The organism is Streptomyces poonensis (assembly GCF_014650915.1).
Taxonomy (GTDB): domain Bacteria; phylum Actinomycetota; class Actinomycetes; order Streptomycetales; family Streptomycetaceae; genus Streptomyces; species Streptomyces poonensis.
In genome coordinates this window covers 94,472-117,978 of sequence record NZ_BMVW01000016.1, presented here as the reverse complement: position 1 = coordinate 117,978, position 23,507 = coordinate 94,472, and the positions used below count along the sequence as shown (strand labels likewise).

Genomic DNA, 23,507 nt, shown 5'->3' with positions numbered 1-23,507 from the left:
CTGGTGTTCTCCTGGTGTGTTCCTCGCGCGGTCGGGGGTGACTTACCCAGGGAAGGGGGCGGGTGTTCACGTCATGGCCGGTCGGTGATCCGTCGGTGGTCGGCCAGTGGTCCGTCGATGGTCTGCCGGTGGTCCGTCAGGGAAGCGCGGGTGCGGTGGCCCGGCCCGCGGCCCAGGAGCGGATCGTGGGGAGCTGCCCGTAGAGGGCGTCTCCGGGACACTCGGTGTTGTACCCGTCGCGGTGGCCGTGGATGGCGGGGAAGCGGAGCCGGGCGCCCTTGGCCCACGACTTGCCGGCGTGGTTCTTGCCGGCCGCTCCGGCGGTGAGGACCGCGGTGCCGGCCGGGTCGACCCCGTCCAGGCCCAGTTTCCAGCCCGCGAGACGGGCGACCGAGGTCAGCGCCTCGTTGGGCGGGGCGGCGTCGGTGTAGGTGCCGAGGATCGAGATGCCGGTGGTCTCACTGTTGAAGCCGTACGCGTGCGCACCCAGCACGGCACGGTCCACGCCGCCCTTGCGGCCCTCGTAGACCGTGCCGCACTTGTCGGCCAGGAAGTTGTAGCCGATGTCCTTCCAGCCCAGTTGCTTGACGTGGTACGTGTAGACGCCGCGGACCACGGCCGGCGCCTCGGTGCACGTGTAGTCGTTGGACTCCGCCGTGTGGTGGACGACGGCCGCCTTGACCTTGCCCCCGGGCAGATAGCTCGGCTTCTCGGGGCTGATCGACTCGTCCGCGCCCCAGTCGGCACGGGAGACGATCGGCGGCTGCTCGGCAGCCGGCGCGTCCACGCCAGTGCCTGCGTCCGTGCCAGTGCCTGCGTCCGTGCCGGTACCTGCGTCCGTGCCGCCAGGGTCGATCATGTCCAGGCGGAGGCCGGTGGGCAGCGGTGCGGCGTTGTCGCCGTTCACGCGCACCTCGACCCCGTCGGACGGCCCCACCCACGCGGGATCGGTGCCGCCGCGCGCCGCGCCGTCCTCCCCCGGCCCACTGCCGACGTCCAGCTCCCGCCAGTCCGACCACACCTCGGTCTCCGCGTCCCGCGCGCGGAACTCCACCGCCCCGGCCACGACGGCCGACGGTCGCGCCCAGGTGACACCGAGCATGCTGAAGGGCTCGGTGTCCCGGCTGCCCAGCGCGGCGAACGTGCCGTCCACCGTGGTGTTCAGGGCAACGGTGCGGGTCCGCGCCTCGACCGGGCCGTCCTTTCCGCCGTCCCGGGTGTGCCCCGCGGGCGGGGCGGACTGCCCGGTGATCCCCTGCATCGCGCAGAGCCCGGCGCTCGCCGCGACCACCGCGGCCGTGTTCCACCAACGACGAGATCTCATCCGTACGCACTTCCTTGCCTGTGTTCCGTGTGAACCGGTCAGAGCCAGTCAGCGCCGGTCGGAGCCGGTCAGCGTGGATTGACGCGCTGTCATATGACGGACGCGCTGTCGGAACGACCGTGGGTACGACCGCCGACTCAGCGGGATATACCCAGCAGTAGGACGGTGCTGACACGGCGCCACCGAGCAAAACGGAAGGAGGCGGTCCCGCGTGCGACGGCAGTGTGAGGAGGCATGGGAGAGGTCTCCACGAGGGGTGTCGCGGAGCACCACCGTAGGGGATCGACGGCCGTGTGCCGCGGATCAGCGCAGGGGCGGGTCAGCCTGTCAGGCGCCGCGGACCGGCTCGTCGCCCGCCCAGCCCAGAGGATACGGACCCACGCCCTCCAGTCCCGGAGCCGGCGCCTCGCCCCCCGCCTCGTTGAACGCCGCCAGTGCCTCCACCAGCGCCACCCGCTGCCGCGGCTCCAGTCGCTGCACGACTCCCGCTATCTCGGTCCGGCGCCGCGCCATCACGTCCTCGACGGTGCGCCGTCCCTCCTCCGTCAGCCTGAGCAGCGTCTCCCGCCGGTTGCCCGGATTCACCTGACGGTCCGCCAGCCCTGCCGCGATCAGCCGGTCCACCATCCGCATCGCCGTCGACGGAGCCACCTGCAGCTGCTCCGCCAGCACCACGAGCTTCGTCGGCCCCCGCGCCGCCAGCACCACCAGCATGCGGAACTGCGGAAGCGTCACCCGCTCCTCCACCGCCGTGAGGGAGCGCGCGGAGATCGCCACCAGCAACCGCGACGCCGTCATCACCGCCTGCGTCACCGCATCGACATCATCCACGCCCGCCAAGGGGAACCCACGCTTCGGCATGCCCTCTTTCTACCTGCCGGGGCCACCTTCACGCGCCGCCCGGTCGGAACTTCGCTCCTCACACCCCGGTCGACAGGAACGGCACCGAATTGGCGTGAGCATTTTGCACTGTGCAATGATTCAACCCGGGGGAGTCACCCGGCGGTCGGCGCACGCCGGCCGCCGGAGGACCACCGACGTCCCCGTCCCCTCGGCCCTCTCCCCCGGGCCCCGTCACCCGTCCTCACTCGCCACGCTCCCGATCCCGTAGCCTGGCCAGGCAACCTCCGCCGTACGCCAACCGTCTTCGATCACGGGCAACGGGTCTGCGGACCGTGACGGCCAGAGAACGATCAGAGGAAGAAGACGGGGCAGTGGCCACTCAGGAGCCGGGCAGCACCGGAGCGCCGAACGGTGGGGACGGCGAGGACGGCGCGTCGTCCATACCGGACGAGATCTGGCGGAAGTTCATCGAGGACAGCGAGCGCGCCATCCTGCGCTCCGCGGCGCCCCGGGAGCCCTCCGCCCGGGACCGCGGCGCCCTGCCCCATCCCCTGCCACCGCATACGACGGACACGACGGACGCGGTCGGCGAACTCTGGCAGCCGGAAGACCCGTCGGCCCGCCCCTCCTGGCGCGCCCTGGACAGCCGGGCCAGGCGCCGGCGCGTGGGGCGGGTGCTGGGATCGGCCGCCGCGATCGCAGTGCTGCTGGGAGCACTGGCCCAGCTGCCGTCCGGCGAGGGCGGCCCGTACGGCGGCGGACAGAGCGAGGCCACCACGGAGCAGTCGGAGGACGCTCCGCGGGAGCTGCCGGCCGCGACCGTCTTCACCCCCTGAGACACGGCCGTCTTCACTCCCTGAGGCACGGCCGTCTTCGCTCCCTGAGACACGGCCGTCTTCACCTCCTGAGCCTCCCAGGACCGCCCTCAGTCGCTGGTCAGCCGTTGGTCATCCGCTGGTCGCCCGCGGAGCCGGGTGCACGGTGGCGTGCCGGGCCACAGGGGCGGACCGGGGATCCACGCGGACCAGCCGGGGCGGCACCGTGCCCGCGAGCCGGTCCAGGACGCCTATGGGCCGGCGATGCGGTCCGGCACGGGCCGCTCCGACGTGGTCCGGTCGCCTCCGGGCCGTTCTGCCGGGGTCGTCACGTTCCACCTCCGCCGTCGCTGTCGGTGCGTCCGGCGAGTACCCACGCCGCTGATCACCGCTCGTACGGCGTCGGCGTCGGCGTCGTCGGCGTCAGATGAAGGGGCCGCCCGCCGGGCCGTGCGGGGTGATGCGGCGGTAGGCGGCACGGGCGTTCACGACCCGGGCCACGGCCGTGCCGCTGAGGGCCGCCGTGAGCAGGCAGGCGAGCCAGAAGCCGTCGCGGTCGCCGGCCCAGGACAGCGTCCCCGCGGGCGGTATGCCGAAGCCGTTCAGGAACAGCCAGCACAGCACGGCCGTGCCGGGCGCGGCGACGAACCGCGCGCACAGGCCGAGCAGCGCGGCGAGCACGGACAGCGCCACCAGGGCGGGCGTCGGCCGGCCGATCCCGCCGAGCAGGGTGAAGACCACCATCATCACCAGCGCGCCGACGAAGGCCGCGGACCAGACGTACGGCGTTCCCATGGGCTCCGGAACGGCCCGTGCCCCACTGCTGAGCCGCGCCCACTCGATCACGGCCACGCCCCTTTCTGTTCTCCCGCGGCCGCCCCCACCAGCCACCGTGCCACGGCGCCGCGCGCCACCCGGACCGGATTCTCGCATCCGGTCCGGCCCCGGTGTCCCGGGTGGCCCCAACCGCCTCGACCCGCCTCCTCGCACGACGACAGGTGTGGCTGACATGGCCTCCCGCCGGAGGGGAACCCGTGGCGCGGTGCGACGGAGAATTCTGGTGACCGGATGGTTCAGTTTCCGGGACGGTGAGGCCACCGCCGGGGACGTCCTCGCGCTGCGGCGGGTGGAGGACGTGCTCGGGCGCGCCGGACTGGCGTACGACGTGGTGTGGAGCGCCGGGTTCCGGCCGGGGCACCTGCACATGGAGCACGTACGGCCGCGGGCGTACTCGCATCTCCTCTTTGTCTGCGGCCCCCTGCACGGCGAGCAGGTCACCGAACTGCACCGGCGGTTCCGGCACTGTGTGCGGATCGCCGTGGGGGTGTCGGTGCTCGACGCGCGCGATCCGGCGGTGGCCGGTTTCCACCGGGTGCTGGCGCGGGACACCCCGGAGGGCGAGCCGGTGGCGGACCTGGCCGCCCGGGCACCCGCGCGAGCCGCGCCGCCCGTCGTCGGGGTGATCCTCACGCATGGGCAGGGGGAGTACGGCGCGCTGCGGCGCCACGAGTGGGTCGCCGACGGGGTGACCCGGTGGCTCGGCGGCAAGGACTGCGCGCGGATCGAACTGGAGACGCGGCTCGACGCGCACGACTGGCGGCTGAGCGCCACACCGGAGCAGTTGGAGTCCGTCCTGGCGCGGCTGGATCTGATCGTCACCGACCGGCTGCACGGGCTGGTGCTCGGACTGCGGACCGGGGTACCGGTGCTGGCCGTGGATCCCGTCGCGGGCGGTGCGAAGGTGACCGCGCAGGCGCACGCGTGCGGCTGGCCCGCGCTCGTCGCGGCCGAACACCTCGACGCCGACCGGCTGGAGGGGTGGTGGAACTGGTGTCTGTCGACCGGTCCGGAGGCCGCCCGCCGGATCCGCGACGGCTTCGCCGCGGGCGCCGTGCCCGACAACGCCGACGAGCTCCTCTCCGCCCTCTGAACGGCCCCCGCGCGCGGGCGTTAGGCCACGTCGGGGAAGGGCACACGGAACGGGCTGGCACCGACGGCTCCGGAGGCAACGACAGTGACGATCGGCCGACTCCCCCACCACGAGCAGCGCATCCTGGACGAGATGGAGGCGGAGCTGCGCCGGGACCGGCGCCTCGACCGCCAGTTGCGCACCCTCCGGCTGAAGCGGCGGCGGTCCCTTCTGGCGCCCGTCGCGGCGTACCGGCCCCATCCGGTCACCGTCGCTTTCTGCCTCGCCGTGTCCATCGTCCTGATGGTGACCGGCATACGCACCTCCGAGCCGGGCGTCATCTGGGCCTTCGCCCTCATGTGGCCCGTGACGCTGTACGCGGTCTTCCGGCTGCTGTGCCGCTGGTCGGAGCCGGCGGAGCGGCGCCGCGAGGCGGAGTAGTACGGCACCGTACGAGCGTTTTGCCCCGTGGGGCCAGGGGCACCCGGCCGCTCAGGAGGTGATCGTCGTGCCCGAGCCCGGAAGCAAGAAGTACGACGTTCGGCGCGCCCGATTGCGCAAGGAACTCGAACAGTCGGGAATCTCCGGCCAGGAGGCCGACGCGCAGGCCAACGAACGCCTGCAGGAGGAGGAGGGCCTGCGCAGCCGGGGCCCGCGCACCGAGCGCGGCCGCGGCCCCAAGGGAGAACGGCCGGGGAACGACTGAGGAGCCGTCGGAGCACACGTCGGGCGGCCACGATGCGTGGCCGCCCGGCGCTCGTCCGGCTCACCCCGTATAGCGCCGGGCCTTCGACCGCCGCTGTGTCTCGTCCAGCAGCCGCAGCCGGCTCTCGATCTCCCGCGGTACGACGCGGCGCTCCCGCACCACCCACGGCAGCCCCGCCGCCGCCAGGCCGAAGGCCCGGAGGGAGGCGGTGTCCCGGGGCACCGTGCGGGCGAGATGGAGGGTCCGGCGGGTGGCGGTGCGCACCGGGCGGCGGAGCCAGGTGAACCACAGGGTGTTGCGCAGCCCGTGCGTCCTGCGGAGCGTCGAGTCCCTCAGCAGCGACGGGTGGTGATGGATCGTCAGGTCGTCCGCGTACGTCAGCCACCAGCCCTTCGTCGCCAGGTCCACCGCGAGGAGTTCCTCCTCGCCGCCCAGCCACAGCCGCGGGTCGAAGCCGCCCGCGGCGCGGAACGCCGCCGTGCGCAGGGACGTGGCGGCGGCCAGGAACGAGCCGAGGGCCGGTCCGGGCAGCCAGGCCGGGCCGGGTACGGGCGAGTCGCGCAGTTCCTCGACGATCGGGTCCTCGGTGCCGTCCGGTTCCACCACGATGCGCGCCGTGACCGTCGCCAGCCTCTCGTGGCGGTCCAGCAGGTCGGCGGCGCCCGCGAGGGACCCGGGCGCCCACCAGGAGTCGTCGTCGCAGAAGGCCACGTAGGGCGTGCGGACCTGGTGCACGGCCAGGTTGCGGCCGATGGCGCCGAGGTTGCGGCCGGGCCGCAGCAGGGTGACGTCGGGGAAGTGGCGGGCGACCGCGTCGGCGGTGCCGTCCGTGGAGGCGTTGTCCGTCACGATCACCGGCGGTCTCTCCGGCAGCCGGGTGAGCCGGTCGAGGGTGCGCAGGAGTTCGGCGCGGCGGTTGTGGGTGATGACGACGACGGTCGTGCGGTCATCGCTCATGGGAGGCCCTCCTGACGTCGTCCAGCAGCCGCGCCGCCCGTTCGACGTGCGGCGGCAGGGCCCTGCGGGCCCGCAGGGCGGCCGGGACACGGGTGAGGGTCTCGCCGAGCGCCCTGCGGGCCGTGGGGTCGCGGTGGGCCTCGGCCGCCAGGGCGCGGGTGCGGTCGAGCGCCAGGGGCAGGGAGCGGCGCAGCCAGACCGTGAGCAGGGCGTTGCGGCGCATCCTGGCCGGGCGCCCGGTGCGGGCCGCCGGGTCGGGGTGGTGGTGGGCGACCACCTCCGGGCAGTGCGTGACGCCCCAGCCGCGGGCGGCGAGGTCGTACGCGAGGAGGGTCTCCTCGCCGCCGAAGAACAGCAGCGGGTGGTAGCCGCCGGCGTCGAGGTACGCCTCGCGGCGGGCGACGGCGGCGCAGGCGAGGTAGCCGAGGACCTGGGTGCCCGGGAGGTCGTGGGCGCGGCCGAGCGGTGAGGCGGCCATGACCTCGTTGAGCGGGTCCGGGCGTTCGGCGGGGCCGACCAGGGTGCGGGCGGAGATCAGGCCCAGGCGGGGGTGGTCCGCCAGCAGGCGGACGGCGGTGCGCAGGGCGTCCGGCGCCCACCAGGAGTCGTCGTCGCTGAACGCCACGTACGGGGTGCTTGCGGCACGGACGCCGTGGTTGCGGGCGAGGGCGCCGCGGTTGACGGGCAGGGCGAGGACGCGGACCTCCGGGTGGCGGCGGGCGACCAGGTCGCGGGTGCCGTCGGTGGAGGCGTTGTCGGCGACCAGGACGGCGGGCCGGTCGGGGAGGGCGCGCAACTGGTCGAGGGTGCGGGCGAGGGAGTCACGGCGGTTGCGGGTGGCGATCACCACCGTGAGGTCCGCCGTGAGGTCCGTCGTACGGTGCGCGTCGGCGCTCATGATGTCCGGCTCCCGGTCTCCGGCTCCCGGGTCCCGGGAGGCGCCTCGACCTCGTCCAGTGCGCGCAGGACGTCGTCGGGCTGGATGCGCAGCAGCGCCGGGTCCGGTGCCCGGCCGTGCGGGTTGCCGTGCCGCCGCTGGTCCGGCCGCCACAGGGCCTGGTGGCGCGGGTGGCGGGGCGGGCCCCACTCGTCGGGCGGGACCGGGCCGAAGAGGGTCACGGACGGGGTGGTGTGCGCGACTGCGAGGTGGGCGATGCCGGTGTCGCCGCTGACCACCGCGCGGGCCTCCGCGACGAGCGCGGACAGCGACGGGAAGGACAGCCCGCCGGACGCCGGCACCCCGGCGGGGTCCTCCGCACCGCGCCCGGTGGTGCCGGCCGGGCCGGCGGGCGGCCCGGCGAACGTGTCCGTCTCCGGCAGGTCGGCCCGCTTGGCGACCTCCGTCACCAGCTCCTCCTCGTCCGGTCCGCCGGTGACCACGACGCGGTGACCGCGGGCGCGCAGCTCCGCGGCGATGTGCGCGTACCGTTCGGCGGGCCAGCAGCGGGCGGGGGCGCCCGCGCCGGGGTGCACGACCACGGCGCCGGGGGCCGGGGACGGCACCCCCGGATGCGGCAGCCGCAGATCGGTGGGGTCGGCCGGGATGCCGTACCACCGCAGGAATCTGCACCAGCGGTCCCGTTCGTGCTCCTCGACCTGCCACAGCGGGCCGTCGGGGGCGGCGAAGGCGAGCACCTTGCGCGGCCGTACGGTGCGCAGCAGCCGGTGGCTGGCCTGCCCGTTGCCGTGCAGGTCGACCCCGATCTCGGGGGGCGGGCCCGGCCAGTCCAGGGTGCGGGGCACCGCCCGGCCGGGGGCGGCGGCGGGCAGCAGCCGGTCCACGGCCCCGGTCGCCGCGGCCGCCGGGGCCAGCTCCTCCGGGGCGGCGAGGACCATCTCGTACGGGGGGAAGGCGCGGCGCAGGGCGCGCAGGGCGGGCACGGCGGCGAGGAGGTCGCCGAGGCCGAGGGCGCGCAGGACGAGGATGGCCGGACGGACCGGCTCGGGGGCGGCCGCGAGTTCGGGGGGCGGGAGTGCGGTCATGGCGCACCGCCTCCGGCCGTCACCGACGCCGCCGCCCGCGCCGCGAGCCGGGTGGTCGAGCGGCCGTCCAGATACGGCAGCAGGACGGTCTGGCCGCCCCAGCTCTCCAGGAGCGCGGCTTCGGGGAGGTCGCCGCGGGCGTAGTCGCCGCCCTTGACCCACACGTCCGGGCGGAGCGCGCCGAGCAGCCGTTCGGGGGTGTCCTCGTCGAAGACGGCGACGGCGTCCACGCACTCCAGGGCGCGCAGCACGCGGACCCGGTCGGCGAGGGGGGTGACGGGGCGGCCGTCGCCCTTGCGGCGGCGGACCGACGCGTCGGAGTTCACGCACACGACCAGGCAGTCGCCGATGCGCCGGGCGGCCTGGAGCAGGCCCACGTGGCCGGCGTGCAGCAGGTCGAAGCAGCCGCCCGCGGCGACGACGGTGCCGCCGGCCGCGCGGACGCGGGCGACGAGCCGGTGCGGGTCGTGGCCTTCCGTCCCTGTCGCGGTCGCGGGGCCGGCTGGCCCGTCCGCGGCATCGGTCCGGGTGAGCGCGCCGGCTCCGCCCGCGGCCACGAACGCGGTCGCCGCGGCCACCGCGCCCGCCACGGCCTCGTCGGTCAGCGCCCCCTCCGCGAGGAGCCCGGCGGCGGTGGCGGCGAACCGGTCGCCCGCGCCGCAGCTGTCCCCGTGGTGCTCCTCGGGCGCGGGCACGAGCAGCGGGCAGTCGCCGTACGACAGCAGCGCGCCGCGTGCGCCGAGGGTGACGGCGACGGCTCCGGCCCGCCACCGCCGGACCAGGGTGGCGGCGTCCTGTGCGGCGGTGCGCAGGCCGCCCGCGCGGGACCGGGGGTCCGGGCCCGTCTCCGGCGGTGTCTCCGGTCCGGCCTGGGACGGTGGTCCGGTCGGGGACGCCGGTCCGGTCGGGACCGTCGGTCCGGTCGAGGCTGCGGCGAAGCGGCGGGCCTCCCGGGCCGACGGGGTGACCAGCCGGGTGCCCTGTACCGGGGCGCCACCGCGCGGGTGCGGGTCCCACACGGCCGGCGGGCTCTCGGCGAGGGTGTCGCGCAGGGCGTCGGCCGCGCCGCGCCCGTAGTCCGCGACCAGCACGGCGCGTGCCGAGCGGAGTGCCCGGCGGGCCTCGTCGGTCGCCTCGTGGGCGCGGCCGGAGCCCCGGTCCAGGCGCAGGACGGGCTGTCCCTGGGCGAGGACGCGGGTCTTCTCGGGCAGGCTCCCGGACAGGGGCAGGGCGATCACGTGCACCCAGGGTTCCAGGAGCCGGCGCAGCGCCCGGCCGGCCGGGTCGTCGCCCAGGCCGGTGACGAGGGTGACGTCCCGGCCGTCACGGGCGGCGAGGCAGGCGGCGAGGGCGGCGCCGCCGGGCCGTACGCGCTCGGCGCAGTCCGCCACCACGGGGACGGGCGCGTCGGGGGCGAGCCGTTCGGCGGTGCCGGTCAGGTCGCGGTCGAGCAGGGCGTCGCCGACGACGAGCAGGGGCGCCCGGCCCGCGCGCGGGGGTGCGGTGCGGTCAGCCATGGGTCCGGCCTCCGTTCTCCAGGGCAGCGTCGAACGCCGCGCACAGCATGTGCACCGCGACCAGGTGCAGTTCCTGCACGGTGGCGGGGGACGGGGCCTCGACGCTGAGTGTCTCGTCGCTGCCGGCGGCGAGCGGGTTGGGCGCGGGTCCGGTGAGGGCCCACACGCGCAGTCCGGCGGCCCGGCCCGCGTCGGCCGCGGACAGCAGGTTGGCGCTGGCCCCGCTGGTGGACAGCAGGACGAGGACGTCGCCGGGGCGGCCGTGTGCGCGGACCTGGCGGGAGAACACCTCGTGCACGCCGTAGTCGTTGGCGATGGCCGTGGTGCTGGAGGTGTCGGCGTGCAGCGCGATCGCGGAGAACGCCGGCCGGTCGGTGCGGTAGCGGCCGACGAGCTCGGCGGTCAGGTGCTGGGCCTGGGCCGCGCTGCCGCCGTTGCCCGCGGCGAGCAGCCGGCCGCCGGCGGAGAGGGTCCGGGCCAGTTGCGCGCCCCAGCGTGCCGTGACGCCCGCCGAGTCACGGAACGCGCCGAGCGCCTCCAGCAGTTCGTCGCAGTGCCCGGCCACGGGCTCCGGGATCGCGACGGCCCGGCCGCGGGTCTGCTCGATCCGTTTCATCACGCCACCTCCGACGGCACCGCGTGGCCGACCGCAACCCGCCGGTAGACCTGTTCCGCCCCGTCCGCGACGCGCTGCCAGGTGAAGCGCGCGAGGACCCGCTCGCGGCCCGCGCGGCCCATGCGCCGCCGCAGCCGCTCGTCGTCGAGCAGGCCGCGTGCGGCGCGGGCGACGGCGCCGGGGTCGCCGGGCGGCACGAGCCGCCCGGTCACCTTGTCGGCGACCGTGTCGCGGTGTCCGCCCACGTCGGTGGCGAGCACCGGCACCCCGCACGCCATGGCCTCCAGCGGCACGATGCCGAACGGCTCGTACGCGGGGACGCACAGCACCACGTCGGCGCTGCGGACCAGGGCGGGCATGTCCGCCGGGTCGACGGCGCCGAGGAGCCGTACCCGGTCCCGTACGCCGGCCCGGTCGGCGATGTGCCACAGCCGCTCCGCCTCGGGGTCGGTGTCCAGCAGCGCGGCCTCGGGGCCGCCCGCGATGAGGAGTTCGGTGTCGGGGCCGTCGTCGACGAGGGCGCCGAGGGCGCGGATCGCCTGGTCGAAGCCCTTGCGCGGGACGAGCCGGCCGGTCGCGAGCAGACGCCGCCGCCGCTCGCGCGCGGGTGCCGTACCGGTCGGGCCCTGCGGGTGGAAGTGCTCGACGTCCACGCCGCACGGCACGACCGACACCTGCTGCGGCGGCACGCCCATGTCGGCGAGCTCGTAGACCTCGTCGGTGCAGGTGGCGAGGACGCGTCCGCAGGTGCGCCCGAGGTGCCGTTCGACGCCGATCCGTTCGTACGGGCTGGTGTCCAGCCGGCCCTGGTGGCGGCGCTTGACCGTGCCGAGGGCGTGGAAGGTCTGCACGACCGGGATGCCCTGGGCGTGGGCGCCGATCCGCGCGGCCATGCCGGACATCCAGAAGTGGGCGTGCACCGCGTCGGGCCGCTCGTCGTCCCACGCGCGCGCGAGGCGGGCGCCGAAGGCGGGCATGTGCGGGAACAGCTCGTCCTTGGGGAGGGGTTCCGGTGGCCCGGCCGGTACGTGCACGACCGTCGTCCCGCCGGGCATGCGCACCCGCTCCGGGAGCCGGCGTGAGTCCCGCCGGGTGTAGACGGTGACGTCGTGCCCACGCGTGGACAGCTCCTCGGACAGGCGGGCCACGTACACGTTCTGGCCTCCGGCGTCGGGGCCGCCGAGCGCGGCGAGGGGGCTCGCGTGCTCGGACACCATGGCGATCCTCATCGGGTCACCTCCTTGATCAGCCGCTCCCAGTCGTCCAGGAAGCGGGCCAGCCCGTAGCGGGCGAGCGCGGCCGTGCGGGCCTTCTCGCCCACCACGCGCGCGTGCGCGGGATCGGCGGTGAAGGTCCGTACGGCGTCGGTCAGTTCCTCGATCCGGTTGGAGACCACTCCGGCTCCGGGCGGGACCGCCTCGGTGACCTCGGTGGTGGCGAGGGCGACCACGGGCATGCCGAGGTGCATCGCCTCCAGCAGGGACAGTCCGAGGGAGGTCCAGCGGACGGGGTGGGCGTAGACGCGGCGCCGGGCCAGTTCCGTGTGCAGCGCGGACTGGGGCAGGTCGCGGGTGCGGCAGCGGCCGGGCGGGAGGCCGAGGTGTTCGGCGAGGCCGTCGGTGCCCATGCCGAACACGTCCAGCGGGGCTGCGGCCGCGAACGCGGGCAGCAGGTCGGCGCCGACGGTGCGGCCGCGGCGCAGCGGGTCGTTGACGACGACGGCGGCGCGGTCGAGTTCGCCGGTGTACAGGGGGCCCGGGTCGACGATGCCGTGCTCGATCACGGCGGTCGGGGCGCCGCCCGCGTCCCACATCAGGCGGTTGAAGTGGGTGACGTGGACGAGGGTCACCTCGCCGGGCAGGCCGGCGGCCGGGTGACGGGTGTCGGGAACGCCGGGAGAGCAGCCGTGGGGGGCGTTGTGCTCCAGGTAGACGGCCGGGACGTCCCGGCCGGGCCGGCGGCCGCCGAGCCACCGCTCGGCCAGGTCGGCCTCGTGCGGGCGCTGGAGGACGACCAGGTCGACGTCGGTCTCCCGGAGCCGCTCGGGCGGGAGTTCGACGACGTCGTCCGGCCAGTCCCAGGTGCGGGCGCGGCCGAGGCCGTCGGGTCCTCTGTCGGGGGTGACGGGGACGAGGTACGTGTGCGGGCCCTGGACGAACGCCGTCGTCCACGAGCCGTGCACGTGCCAGATCAGGATCCTCATGCCTGCATCACCTTCTCCGTCGCGGTGAGCACGTCGTACGCGGTCACCGAGTTCAGGCAGGGGTGTCCGGGGACGGGACACTCCCGCGCGCGGGTGCCCGCGCACGGTGCGTCCTGGTCGCCGAGCAGGACGTACGGGACGCCGTACGGCCGCCAGCGCTCGGCGGGCACGACCGGGGCGAACAGGGAGACGACGGGGGTGCCGACGGCGGCGGCCAGATGGGCGGGGCCCGTGTTGCCCGTGATCACGGCGTCCGCGCGCGCGAGCACCCCGGCGAGCGACGGTGCGTCCGTGCGCCCGCCGAGGTCGAGGGCCTGGCCCCCGGCCACGTACGCGGTGAGGTCGCACTCCCCGGGGCCGCCGGTCACCACGACGCGGTGGCCCGCGGCGGTGAGCTCGGCGACCGCCTCGGCGCAGCGTCCGGGGCTCCAGCCGCGGGCGGGGACGCTCGCGCCCGGGTGCAGCACGACATACGGCCCGGCGCCGGTCAGGGCGGTGGCGTCGGGCACGTGCCGGACGCGCAGCAGCCCGTCGTCGGCGGCCGGGAACCCGGCGGCCGCTGCCAGGTCGAGCGCCGCCTCCGCCTCGTGCGCGTGCGGCGCCCGGTGGTGGCGTACGTCGAGCAGGGAGCCGGGGTAGTCCTCGCTGTCGGCGGCGATGCGCGCCACCCCGGCCAGGCGCAGCAACAGGGCCGTGGGCAGCGGGGACTGGTGGTAGGAGGTGAGGACGAGCGCCGTGTCCGCGCCGACGGACGCGACGGACGCCACGAGCCGGGCGATGTCCTCGCGGTCCACGGGCGGCGGCTCGAACCCCGCCCAGGGCGCGTCCCAGACGAGGACGCGGTCCACGCCGGGCAGCATGCGCGCGGCGGGCTCCCCGAGCGGCCCGCACAGCAGGGTGACGGAGTCGGCGCGGGCGGCCACGGCGCGCACGGCGGGCCCGGCGAGCAGCACGTCGCCGAAGCTGTCGAGCCGGGTGACGAGGGCCTTCACGGCATCCTCCCGGTGGGCATCCGCGGCACTCTCCCGGTGGGCCTTCACGGCACCTTCCCGATAAGCCTTCACGGCACCCACCCGCCCACGGCGTCCTGCGGCACCAGGGACCGCACCGCCTCCCACAGGTCGGTGGCCACCCACTCGGCGGTCTCCGTCTCCTCCCGGCGGGTGACGGGGGTCGGCACGAGGATGCCGCGCGCTCCCGCCCGGCGGGCCGCCTCCAGGTCGGAGCCGATGTCGCCGACGACGACGCACTCCGCGGGCGCGACGCCGAGCGTCCGGGCCGCACAGAGCACGAGCCCCGGCGCGGGCTTGCGGCAGTCGCACCCGTCCTCGGGGGCGTGCGGGCACACCGCCCAGACGTCGAACGGCCCGAGCAGTTCCTCGACGCGTTCGTCGACGCGGCGCACCTCGTCGTGGGTGAGCAGACCGCGCCCGATGCCGGACTGGTTGGTCACGACCCCGGTGCGTATGCCGTGCGTCCGCAGCAGGCCCAGGGCCTCGCCGGCTCCCGCGACGGGCCGTACGAGGTCCGGGTCGCCGTTGTAGGGGACGTCCTCGACGAGGGTGCCGTCGCGGTCGAAGAACACGGCCTGGACTCCGGTCATCGCGCCTCCTGCAGCCAGGGCCCGGCGGCACGGTGACGCCATAGTCCGGTGAGCCAGTGCCAGGTCGCGGCGGGCGGGATGAGCACGCTGGTGGCGAGCATGGTCTCCACCTCGTGCCGGGTGCGCGGCCCGGGGGCGATACGCGCCCAGGCGAACTCGGCGGTGCCGGCCGCCCAGACCAGGCCCGCCGCCGCCGCTCCGGCGCGCCGGCCCGCCACGGCGAGCGCGCACGCGGTGGCGCCCGCGGCGGTGATGGCCAGATGGCGCCGGATACGGCCGCGGGGGGCGGCCGCCCTGGTCCACCAGTCGGGTCCGTGCAGCCGGACCATGAGCGCGTCGTCGGCGTTGCCGCGCTGGGCGCGCAGCGACACCCAGCGGCCGGCGGCGCGCACCGGGTGCCGGGTGGTGCGCCGGCCGCGCCGTACGCCCCAGCCGGCGTCCAGGACGCGCAGCGCGAGGTCGGCGTCCTCGCGGAAGGCCCGGCGGAACCGTTCGTCGAAGCCGCCGAGGTAGCCGAGGACCTCGGTGCGGAAGGCCATGTCGGCGGTGATCCAGTGGGCCGTCGCGAGCCCGGCGGTGCCGCGTTCCCAGTCGGTGGGGCGGCGTTCGCCGGGCAGCGGCACCGTGATCACGCCCTGCACGGCGGCCGTGTCGGGCGCCGCCTCCGCGATGTCCTGGGACAGCTGCTCGCTCCAGTGCGGTCCGACCTGCACGTCGTCGTCGAGGAAGACGACCCACGGCGCGGTGACGGCCCGCAGTCCGCGGTTGCGCGCGGCGGCGGGCCCGAGGCCCCCGCTGCGCAGCACGGTGGTCCGGGCGCGCAGCTCGCCGAGGACGCTCAGCGGGTGCTCCAGGGCGGTGTCGTCGGGCTCGGGGCGGTCGTCGACGAGGACGATCTCGGCGGGCGCGGTCCCGTCCGCGGCGGCGAGCGCCGCGAGACAGCCGGCCAGCGTGTCCCGCACGAGCGTCGGGATCACCACGGCGTAGGCGGTGGCGGTGCCGGTCATGCGAACATCCGTCCCCTGCGGACCGCGAACGGCCCGATCGCCAGCAGATCCACCGGCGCGGAGCCGAAGCACTCCAGCGCGTCGCGGGGATCGTCGACCATGGGCCGCCCGGCGGTGTTGAGGCTGGTGTTGACGACCACGGGCAGTCCGGTGCGCCGTTCGAAGGCGCTCAGCATCCGGGCGACCAGCGGCTCCTGACGTGCGTCGACGGTCTGGACGCGCGCGGTGCCGTCGACGTGGACCACCGCCGGGATGCGGTCGCGCCAGTCGCGGACGACGTCGTGCACGAACAGCATGTACGGGCTGGGCAGCGGCCCCTGGAAGATGTCGGCGGCCCGCTCGGTGAGCACCATCGGCGCGACCGGCCGGAACTCCTCGCGCCCCTTGACCGTGTTGAGGCGTTCCAGGTTCTCCGCCCGGCCCGGGTGGGCGAGCAGGGAGCGGTGGCCGAGGGCCCGTGGCCCGTACTCGCTGCGTCCCTGGAACCAGGCGACGACACCGTCCCGGGCGAGCTCCTCGGCGACCGTCTCGGCGATGTCCTCCGGCTCCTCGTACGGTACGGCCGCCGCGTCGAGCCAGGCGCGCAGCTCGTCGTCGCTCCAGCCGCGGCCGAGGTCGGCGCCCGCCATGGGGGCGGGGTTCTCGGCGAGGTACAGGGCGCCGCCGAGGGCGGTGCCCGCGTCACCGGCCGCGGGCTGCACCCACACATGCCGGTACGGTCCCTGCGCGGCGAGCTTGGAGTTGGCGACGCAGTTCAGGGCCACGCCCCCGGCGAGGGCGAGGGCGTCGCCGCCCGCCTCCCGGTGCAGCCAGTGCGCGAGGTCGAGGAGGGTCTCCTCCAGGACGGCCTGGGCGCTGGCGGCGAGGTCGGCGTGGTCCTGCTTCCACGGCTCGTCCCCCGCGCGCGGCGGGACGAAGGCCGCCCAGTCGACGTCCCGCGCGCGGAAGCCTCCGTCGCCGGTGGCGTGGACGTAACCGCGCAGCTGGGGCAGGAAGCGGGGCTTGCCGTAGGAGGCGAGCGCCATCACCTTGTACTCGTCGCTGCTGCGCAGGAAGCCGAGGTGGGCGGTGAGTTCTTCGTACACCAGGCCGAGCGAGTCGGGCAGCGCCTGGGCGGCGAGCGTGTTCAGGGTGCCGTCCTGGAAGCGGCCCGCGAGATGGGAGGCCGCCTCGCCGCGGCCGTCGAGCACGAGGACCGCGCTGTCCGGGTACGGGGAGGCCGGCCCGGCGGAGGCGGCGTGCGCGATGTGGTGGGGGACGAAGACGACCTTCGCCGGGTCCAGGCCGGGCAGCGCCTCGGCGAGGAACTCGGGCGCCCGCTCCGCGTACTCCAGACGCAGCGGGTCGAAGGGGTCGTGCAGCCCCATCTCGGCGGCGGGGCGGGCGAGCCGCGGGTCGAAGGAGTACGTGACCGCGTCGAGCTCTCCGGGCGGTATCCCCCCGTACTCGAGGCACCAGCGGGCGGCCTGCTCGGGCAGCTCCCAGGCCGAGAACGGCACGGGCCGCTTGCCGTGCTTGCGCCGGCTGAAGCGCTCCTCCTCGGCGGCCGCTACGGTCGTGCCGTCGACGACGAGGGCGGCGGCCGGGTCGTGGAACAGGGCGTTGATACCAAGGATGCGCATGAGCGGCTCCGTCCCGGAGAGTGTGCGGGGAACCTCGGCTTCCCCGGGTCGCCCCCCGACAGCTGTCTCAAACACTTGGAGACAACTCGCCCGGACTTTCACCGATTCGTCACGTTGTGCAACCGTCAGACGGTTACGCAGAGTGGCGCCCATGAGGGCGTCGGCGGGTCAGGCGGCGGCTGCGGCCTGCGAGAACCAGCCGATCGTCCGCTCCAGCCCCTCGCTCCAGCCGACCCGCGGCCGCCAGCCGAGCCGCTCGGCGGCCAGCCGGGTGTCGGGCCGGCGCCGCTCGGGGTCGTCGACCGGACGTTCGACGAAGCGGATGCGGGAGCGTGAGCCGGTGAGCTCCACGACGCGCTGCGCCAGCTCCAGCATGGTGATCTCGTCACCGCCGCCGATGTTCACGGGGCCGGTCTCGGTGGACGCGGCCAGCGCGAGCACGCCGTCGACCGTGTCGTCGACGTAGCAGAGGGAACGGGTCTGGCTGCCGTCGCCCGCGACCGTGAGCGGCGTGCCGTCCAGGGCCTGCGCGACGAAGGTGGGCACGGCCCGGCCGTCACCGGTGCGCATGCGCGGCCCGTAGGTGTTGAAGATGCGCACGATGGCCGTGTCGGTGCCGTGCACCGCGCGATGGGCGGTGACCAGCGCCTCGGCGAAACGCTTGGACTCGTCGTAGACGCTGCGCGGCCCGACCGGGTTGACGTTGCCCCAGTACGCCTCCGTCTGCGGGTGCTCCAGCGGGTCGCCGTACACCTCCGATGTGGAGGCGAGCAGGAAGCGGGCTCCGTCGCGCCGGGCCAACTCCAGGGCGTTGCGCGTGCCGGTGCTGCCGACGTCGAGGGTCTCCAGCGGCAGCCGCAGATAGTCGACGGGCGACGCCGGGCAGGCGAAGTGCAGCACCAGGTCGAAGGGGCCCGGGAGCGCCCGTACGACGTCCTCGTCGGTCACGTCGCCGCGCACGAACCGGAAGCCCCGGTGCCGGTCCAGCTCCAGAACGTTGCCGCGCGTGCCCGTGGACAGATTGTCCAGACAGACCACGTCCGTGCCGTCGTCCAGCAGCCGTGCGCACAGATGGGAGCCCACGAACCCGGCTCCGCCGGTGACCAGAGCGCGGCGCCAGCCGCGGCGACCGGTCACGTCGCCGATTACCTGTCCGCGTCCACGTGCACCCATGGGGGTCTCCTTCGCTCTCGCTCTGCCATCACTGATGTGCGGCGCGCGAGTACCCCCCACTCACCCGTCCGAGTCGGTACGCCGTCCGGTTGCGCCGCGGCGAGCCGTGTGCAGGGCCTGAACGCTGGTGCGGCTGCGGACCGTGACCGGAAGAACCCGGCCGGCCCGGCCCCCGTGTACGGACCGCTAGAGCCGGCACCGGGTCAGAAGATGGTCGGCGGTCGCTTCTCCGGGCCGGACGACGGTGTGACTCGCGGGCGGGCGCCGGCCGTCGGTGAGCCACCGCTCCAGCGCGGTGAAGGCGGACCGGTGACACGGCAGCAGCGGGCGCAACCGGTCCGGGAAGACGTCCACCAGGGCGTCGGTGTGGGTGCCGTCCTCGATGCGGTAGTAGCGGTGCAGACCGCCGCGTCCGGCCTCGCGCACCATGCGGGCGTAGACGTCGGAGTCCTGGCCGATCGGCAACAGCACGTCGAGCGTGCCGTGCAGGGTGATCAGCGGCCTGCCGATCCGGCCGGTCAGCGCGACCCGCTGGACGGCGGGCCCGGCGGCGGGGGCGCGGGCGGCGTAGTCGTAGTCCGCGTCGCAGGCCGGTGCGCCGGTGCCCGCGGCGCAGTACGGCGTCCCCGCTTCGGTCGCCCCGTCGTAACCGGGGTCGAACTCCTCGCGGTAGATCCGCTGGGTGAGGTCCCAGTAGACCCGGTGGTGGTACTCCCACAGGAACTCGGAGCCGGACGGGTAACCCGCGGCGTGCATCGCCGCCGCGGCTTCCCCCGCTCCGGGTCCGCCGGCGGCGTACACGGGGTAGTGGCGCAGGGCTGGCGGCAGGAAGGTCAGCGGGTTGGGCCCCTCGGCGCGCCACAGGGTGCCTTCCCAGTCCACTCCCCCGTCGTACAGCTCCGGGTGGTTCTCCAGTTGCCACCGTACGAGGTAGCCCCCGTTCGACATCCCGGTGGCGAGGGTGCGGGACGGCGGCCGGTGGTAGCGCTGCGCGACGACGGCGCGGGCGGCGCGGGTGAGCTGGGTCAGGCGGGTGTTCCACTCGGCGACGGCGTCACCGGGCCCGCGGCCGTCCCTGAAGAAGGAGAGACCGGTGTTGCCCTTGTCGGTGGCGGCGAAGGCGTACCCCTTGGCGAGCACCCAGTCGGCGATGGCACGGTCGTTGGCGTACTGCGCTCGGTTGCCCGGGGAGCCGGACACGACGAGACCGCCGTTCCAGCGGTCGGGGAGCCGGATGACGAACTGGGAGTCGTGGTTCCAGCCGTGGTGCGTGTTGGTGGCGGAGCTGTCGGGGAAGTACCCGTCGATCTGGATGCCGGGGACACCGGTGGGTGTCGCGAGGCCTGCGGGGGTGAGACCGGCCCAGTCGGTGGGCTGGGTGTGGCCGGAGGCGACCGTTCCCGCGGTGGTGAGTTCGTCGAGGCAGTCCACCTGCTGGTGGGCGGCGCCGGGGACGCGCAGAGTCAGGGCCGGGAGTGGGACCGGGAGCGGGGCCGGAGACGCCGACGCGGGCCGCGCGCAGTGTTCCCCGGCGCCGGCTGCTCCCGTCGGCAGTGCGCTGGCAGCGGGAGGTGGGATGAGGGCCAGCGCGGCGGCGGTGAGGGTCAGGAGCGTGAGTGTGGTGCGGCGCCGTGGGCAGGGAGTGGTTCTTGTGCGGGTGCGTGGGGTGCGGGTGCGTGGGGTGCGGGTGCGTGGGGTGCGTGGCGACATCGGGCCTCCGGGCGGAGTGGGGCGGGCGGCTCGCTGTCCGCTCGCCGGCTGACGGTTGACGGTTGACGGTTGACGGTTGACGGAGGCTAGGACCGGGGTGTGGCGTCGGACATGGGCGCGGCCGCCATGGTTGACCGGCCCGTAACGTGGCCGGTCACCATGGTCGGGAGGTTCACCAGGCACTCGTCCCCCACCCACTGGCGATGGGTCAGGGACAAACACCATCGGCGAGCACATAGTGACCCGCAGGCGACTCCCTCAACGTGTGGGTGACGAACGTGTTGTACAGGCCCATGTTCTGACCGGACCCCTTGGCGTAGGCGTAGCCACCAGCGACAGTGGCCCGGCCCGCCTGTACGTGCTGGTAGTTGCTGCCCGTCCAGCATTCCGGCGTGTCACCCGGCTGCTCGCCACCGTCGTCCCCTCCTCCCCCCTCCTCCAAGTCGAAGAACTCGGCAATCCAGTGGCTGGAGCAGATGCTGTCGAGGAAGTACGCGGCACCGGTGCTGCCGCACTGCTCGGCACCCGTACCAGGATCGACGGGCGTGCCGTGCCCGATACCGGACACCCGGTCGACCTCGACGGCGACCGAGCCGTCCGGGGCTGTGTACTGCTCCCGCCTGGTGCTGCCGGAACCGATCACGTCAGTGCGGGAGGGAGTCGGGGACAGGCCGTGCACGGCGGTCCACTGGTCCCTCAGCTCATCGGCGTTGCGCGGTACGACCGTGGTGTCCCGGTCACCGTGCCAGATGGCGACGCGCGGCCAGGGCCCGGTCCAGGAGGACTGGGCGTTGCGCACACTCTCGGCCCACTGGGCGGGAGCACGGTCCACACCAGGACTCATGCAGCTGTAGGCGGTGACCACATCTCTGGCACAGTCGTACGGCAGTCCCGCCACGACCGCGCCGGCGGCGAAGACATCCGGATAGGCGGCGAGCATGACCGAGGTCATCGCGCCCCCGGCGGACAGCCCCGTCACGTACACACGCTCGGGATCGGCCCCCAGCGCGGAGACGGCGTGCGCGACCATCTGCCGGATCGAGGCGGCCTCGCCCTGGCCGCGCCGGACATCGGCGGGCTGGAACCAGTTGAAGCACTTGTTGAGGTTGTTGGACGAGGACTGCTCGGCGAGGACGAGCAGGAAGCCGCGGCGCTCGGCGAGTTCGGCCAGGCCGGAGTTGTCGGCGTAGACCTGGGCGCTCTGGGAGCAGCCGTGCAGCGCGACGACGACGGGCGGCGCGGTGGGCAAGGAAGCCGGCCGGTACACGTACATGCCCAACTGGCCGGGATCGGAGCCGAAGTCGGTGACCCGTATCAGCCCGGCCGCCGCGCGCGCATCGGGAACGGGGCCGGCCAGTACCGCGGCCAGCAGGAGGAGCAGAACACCGATCAGCCGGGACGGCCGAGGCAGAAGGCGGGAAAACGGCATGGGCAGCTCTCCTGTCGTGGGGCGGGGACCGGCTGCGGCAGCACCTCGTGGAGGCGTCGGGAGGCAGCCCGGTGCGGTGCACCGTGGCGGAACCGTAGGAGTGGCTGCCCGCACACGGTATGGAGGTACGCGACACAGGAGACCGACGGTTCGCGGGTGCCCGAGAGGTTGCCAGGCACCGTCCCGCTGCCGTACGGCCACCGTCCGCACCACGAAGTCGCCGCACGCCCTCTGGCCGACACGCGTGGACCCGGGCACCATCTCCTTGCTCCGCCTGCACAGCAGTCTCAGAAGAACGCGGCACGCGGCCGTCCCGGCCGCAGCAGCAGGAAGGAAGACCCGAAGCCGTGAAGCTCCGCTCCGTCCTCACCGCCCTCGCCCTCGTCCTGGGCGCGCTGTTCGCCCCCGGACTGGGAGTCCTGGCCGGCGCGACCGACGCGTTCGCCGCCACCAGGATCAGCCACGCGACCGCCACCTCGATGTTCCGCGAGGCCGGCATCACCTGGTCGTCCTCCGGCAACTGCTCCGACCGCAACAACGCGACGTGCACCTCGTTCGAGCAGCTCAACCTGACGAGCGCGCAGGGCGCCCAGACCCTCAAGCGGGCCAGCGGCTGCGCGCTGAACATCACCGGCGGCACCGAGACCGGCCACGCGAGCGGCACGTACTCGCACTGGAACGGCTACAAGCTCGACTACAGCAAGTACACGTGCATCGGGAACTACATCAAGAACACCTTCACCTACATCGGACTGCGCGGCGACGGCGCCCCGCAGTGGCGGTCCGGCTCGGGCAACGTCTACGCCGACGAGGGCAACCACTGGGACGTGACGTACTACAACTGCGGCGGCTGCTGACCCGGCCCCCGTCCCGGCGGCGTGCCGGTGCCGGGCTGCCTCCGGGCCGCGGCACCGTTCCCGGCACGCCGCCCGGCGGACCGCACGCCCTCGCTCCTCCCGAGCGCCTACGATCCCCCCGTGGCCCTCTTCGCCCTGGCACGTGTCGCTCCCCTGTCCGTCGACGAGGCCTGGCGCCGCCTCACGGACTGGGAGCGCCACGCCGACGTGGTCCCGCTGACCCGCATCACCGTCCTCACCCCACCGCCCACGCGCGCGGGCACGGCCTTCGTGGGTCGTACGGGTGTCGGCCCGCTCGCCTTCGACGATCCCATGGAGGTCGTCACCTGGCGGCCTCCCACGGAGGACGGGACAACAGCCCTCGTCCGCCTGGACAAACGGGGACGCCTCATCACGGGCTGGGCGCAGATCGAGGTCCATGCGCGCGGTACGGGCGCCTCACAGGTGGTGTGGCGGGAGGAGCTGTCGGTTCGTTTCCTGCCGCCGATGTTCGATCGCCTCCTGAAGTGGGCGGGGCGGTGGATGTTCGGGCGGGCGGTGGACGGGCTTCTGGGCACGAGCCAAGGCCATGAACCATCCCCTGGTATTCCCGGCTAGCGCCCAGAGCTAGCGCCCAGATGCCAGGACGGTGAGCGCACTCGACGGAATACCCAGCCGAGCCATTCGGGACAGAAGTTCTGCTTCCTGTTCTTGCGTGACCTTCATCCACAGGGCTGTTCCCGAGTCACCGGCGCTGAACACCAGCCTGCCGTCCCGCCGGCCTTCGGCATGGATCGTGTAGGGAACCAAGTCAGACAGCACCTTGAACTGCCCGTCGTCCCGGACGTCGATGTCGATCCCCATCCCGGGATCCGAGCGCCTGGAGCGGCTACCGCGCGCGACCTCCTCCCGGGCCAGCGACAAGGCACACTCGTACGAGTGCACAACCTCGGTCGGCCAGGCTCCATCGCTGTAGGCGTCGAGGTGTGCTGCGTCGATGCTCGACCGCAGCACGTGAAGCGCTTCGCGATGAACACGCACAGCGTCCGCAGGGCGGACTCCGTCCACGAGTACGAGATCGCGGACCCGGCCACCATCCTGATTGATCACATGCAGAACCCTTCCACAAGCAGTCAGTTGACTCCACAGGGAAGAGTTGCCGGAAGGTGATCGCCATCAGACCTCGCCCAGGGTTGTCCGAACGACGCCGACAGTCAGCAACTTCTGGCGCCAACGGCTCAGTACGCCCTGCCT

The 23,507-nt window shown here is 74.4% G+C and carries 24 protein-coding genes; 6 read left to right on the top strand and 18 right to left on the bottom strand.

Going from position 1 to position 23,507, the window contains the following annotated elements; all coding sequences use genetic code 11:
• Nucleotides 1–136 precede the first annotated feature (136 nt).
• Entirely contained in the window at nucleotides 137–1,324 is a 1,188-nt protein-coding gene (locus IE242_RS30090) for a peptidoglycan recognition protein family protein (RefSeq protein ID WP_189864856.1), read from the bottom strand.
• 327 nt (nucleotides 1,325–1,651) lie between these two features.
• Nucleotides 1,652–2,185 (bottom strand): MarR family winged helix-turn-helix transcriptional regulator, encoded by a 534-nt coding sequence (locus tag IE242_RS30085; RefSeq protein WP_189864854.1) that lies wholly within the window; start codon nucleotides 2,183–2,185, stop codon nucleotides 1,652–1,654.
• 353 nt (nucleotides 2,186–2,538) lie between these two features.
• Here IE242_RS30085 and IE242_RS30080 point away from each other — a divergent pair, with 353 nt between their 5' ends.
• On the top strand, nucleotides 2,539–3,003 hold the full coding sequence (locus IE242_RS30080) for a hypothetical protein (protein ID WP_229859634.1): 465 nt from the start codon (nucleotides 2,539–2,541) through the stop codon (nucleotides 3,001–3,003).
• A 402-nt stretch (nucleotides 3,004–3,405) separates the two neighbouring features.
• Here the strand turns inward: IE242_RS30080 and IE242_RS30075 are convergent, their stop codons facing one another.
• Nucleotides 3,406–3,828, bottom strand: coding sequence for a hypothetical protein (locus IE242_RS30075; RefSeq protein ID WP_189865045.1), 423 nt, complete (start codon nucleotides 3,826–3,828; stop codon nucleotides 3,406–3,408).
• Nucleotides 3,829–3,991: 163 nt separating this feature from the next.
• Between IE242_RS30075 and IE242_RS30070 the strand changes: the two genes are divergently transcribed.
• The 3 genes from IE242_RS30070 (at nucleotide 3,992) to IE242_RS30060 (ending at nucleotide 5,597) form a co-directional block, all read left to right on the top strand.
• Complete coding sequence (locus tag IE242_RS30070; RefSeq protein ID WP_189864852.1) at nucleotides 3,992–4,912, top strand: polysaccharide pyruvyl transferase family protein; 921 nt, start codon at nucleotides 3,992–3,994, stop codon at nucleotides 4,910–4,912.
• Between the two features lie 84 nt (nucleotides 4,913–4,996).
• Nucleotides 4,997–5,332 (top strand): DUF3040 domain-containing protein, encoded by a 336-nt coding sequence (locus IE242_RS30065; protein WP_189864850.1) that lies wholly within the window; start codon nucleotides 4,997–4,999, stop codon nucleotides 5,330–5,332.
• Between the two features lie 67 nt (nucleotides 5,333–5,399).
• Nucleotides 5,400–5,597 (top strand): hypothetical protein, encoded by a 198-nt coding sequence (locus IE242_RS30060; RefSeq protein WP_229859632.1) that lies wholly within the window; start codon nucleotides 5,400–5,402, stop codon nucleotides 5,595–5,597.
• 60 nt (nucleotides 5,598–5,657) lie between these two features.
• Here the strand turns inward: IE242_RS30060 and IE242_RS30055 are convergent, their stop codons facing one another.
• From IE242_RS30055 to IE242_RS29990, 14 genes are all read right to left on the bottom strand, one after another.
• Nucleotides 5,658–6,554 (bottom strand): glycosyltransferase family 2 protein, encoded by an 897-nt coding sequence (locus tag IE242_RS30055; protein ID WP_189864848.1) that lies wholly within the window; start codon nucleotides 6,552–6,554, stop codon nucleotides 5,658–5,660.
• On the bottom strand, nucleotides 6,544–7,452 hold the full coding sequence (locus IE242_RS30050) for a glycosyltransferase family 2 protein (protein ID WP_189864846.1): 909 nt from the start codon (nucleotides 7,450–7,452) through the stop codon (nucleotides 6,544–6,546). The genes IE242_RS30055 and IE242_RS30050 overlap by 11 nt, the downstream gene beginning before the upstream one ends.
• Entirely contained in the window at nucleotides 7,449–8,537 is a 1,089-nt protein-coding gene (locus tag IE242_RS30045) for a glycosyltransferase family 9 protein (protein ID WP_189864845.1), read from the bottom strand. The genes IE242_RS30050 and IE242_RS30045 overlap by 4 nt, the downstream gene beginning before the upstream one ends.
• Nucleotides 8,534–10,054, bottom strand: a complete 1,521-nt coding sequence (gene rfaE2, locus IE242_RS30040) for a D-glycero-beta-D-manno-heptose 1-phosphate adenylyltransferase (protein WP_189864843.1) — start codon at nucleotides 10,052–10,054, stop codon at nucleotides 8,534–8,536. The genes IE242_RS30045 and rfaE2 overlap by 4 nt, the downstream gene beginning before the upstream one ends.
• Entirely contained in the window at nucleotides 10,047–10,670 is a 624-nt protein-coding gene (locus tag IE242_RS30035; RefSeq protein WP_189864841.1) for a D-sedoheptulose-7-phosphate isomerase, read from the bottom strand. The genes rfaE2 and IE242_RS30035 overlap by 8 nt, the downstream gene beginning before the upstream one ends.
• Entirely contained in the window at nucleotides 10,670–11,899 is a 1,230-nt protein-coding gene (locus tag IE242_RS30030) for a glycosyltransferase (RefSeq protein ID WP_189864839.1), read from the bottom strand. Before IE242_RS30030 ends, IE242_RS30035 begins: the two co-directional genes overlap by 1 nt.
• Nucleotides 11,896–12,873: a glycosyltransferase gene (locus IE242_RS30025; protein WP_189864837.1), complete on the bottom strand. Its 978-nt coding sequence runs from the start codon at nucleotides 12,871–12,873 to the stop codon at nucleotides 11,896–11,898. The genes IE242_RS30030 and IE242_RS30025 overlap by 4 nt, the downstream gene beginning before the upstream one ends.
• Nucleotides 12,870–13,865, bottom strand: coding sequence for a glycosyltransferase family 9 protein (locus IE242_RS30020; RefSeq protein WP_189864835.1), 996 nt, complete (start codon nucleotides 13,863–13,865; stop codon nucleotides 12,870–12,872). Before IE242_RS30020 ends, IE242_RS30025 begins: the two co-directional genes overlap by 4 nt.
• A gap of 68 nt (nucleotides 13,866–13,933) precedes the next feature.
• Nucleotides 13,934–14,476, bottom strand: coding sequence for a D-glycero-alpha-D-manno-heptose-1,7-bisphosphate 7-phosphatase (locus IE242_RS30015; RefSeq protein ID WP_189864833.1), 543 nt, complete (start codon nucleotides 14,474–14,476; stop codon nucleotides 13,934–13,936).
• Complete coding sequence (locus IE242_RS30010; protein WP_189864831.1) at nucleotides 14,473–15,483, bottom strand: glycosyltransferase family 2 protein; 1,011 nt, start codon at nucleotides 15,481–15,483, stop codon at nucleotides 14,473–14,475. Before IE242_RS30010 ends, IE242_RS30015 begins: the two co-directional genes overlap by 4 nt.
• A complete protein-coding gene (locus IE242_RS30005) occupies nucleotides 15,480–17,105 on the bottom strand; it encodes a carbamoyltransferase family protein (RefSeq protein WP_189864829.1) in 1,626 nt (541 codons plus the stop codon). The genes IE242_RS30010 and IE242_RS30005 overlap by 4 nt, the downstream gene beginning before the upstream one ends.
• 168 nt (nucleotides 17,106–17,273) lie before the next feature.
• Entirely contained in the window at nucleotides 17,274–18,278 is a 1,005-nt protein-coding gene (locus tag IE242_RS30000) for a UDP-glucuronic acid decarboxylase family protein (RefSeq protein ID WP_189864827.1), read from the bottom strand.
• A gap of 186 nt (nucleotides 18,279–18,464) precedes the next feature.
• A complete protein-coding gene (locus tag IE242_RS29995; protein ID WP_229859630.1) occupies nucleotides 18,465–19,988 on the bottom strand; it encodes a 3-hydroxybutyrate oligomer hydrolase family protein in 1,524 nt (507 codons plus the stop codon).
• Nucleotides 19,989–20,196: 208 nt separating this feature from the next.
• Nucleotides 20,197–21,417, bottom strand: coding sequence for an extracellular catalytic domain type 1 short-chain-length polyhydroxyalkanoate depolymerase (locus tag IE242_RS29990; protein WP_189864825.1), 1,221 nt, complete (start codon nucleotides 21,415–21,417; stop codon nucleotides 20,197–20,199).
• Between the two features lie 347 nt (nucleotides 21,418–21,764).
• Between IE242_RS29990 and IE242_RS29985 the strand changes: the two genes are divergently transcribed.
• Nucleotides 21,765–22,274: a hypothetical protein gene (locus IE242_RS29985; protein ID WP_189864823.1), complete on the top strand. Its 510-nt coding sequence runs from the start codon at nucleotides 21,765–21,767 to the stop codon at nucleotides 22,272–22,274.
• Nucleotides 22,275–22,394: 120 nt separating this feature from the next.
• On the top strand, nucleotides 22,395–22,871 hold the full coding sequence (locus tag IE242_RS29980; RefSeq protein ID WP_189864820.1) for an SRPBCC family protein: 477 nt from the start codon (nucleotides 22,395–22,397) through the stop codon (nucleotides 22,869–22,871).
• A gap of 9 nt (nucleotides 22,872–22,880) precedes the next feature.
• Here the strand turns inward: IE242_RS29980 and IE242_RS29975 are convergent, their stop codons facing one another.
• On the bottom strand, nucleotides 22,881–23,363 hold the full coding sequence (locus IE242_RS29975; protein WP_189864818.1) for a hypothetical protein: 483 nt from the start codon (nucleotides 23,361–23,363) through the stop codon (nucleotides 22,881–22,883).
• Nucleotides 23,364–23,507: the final 144 nt, after the last annotated feature.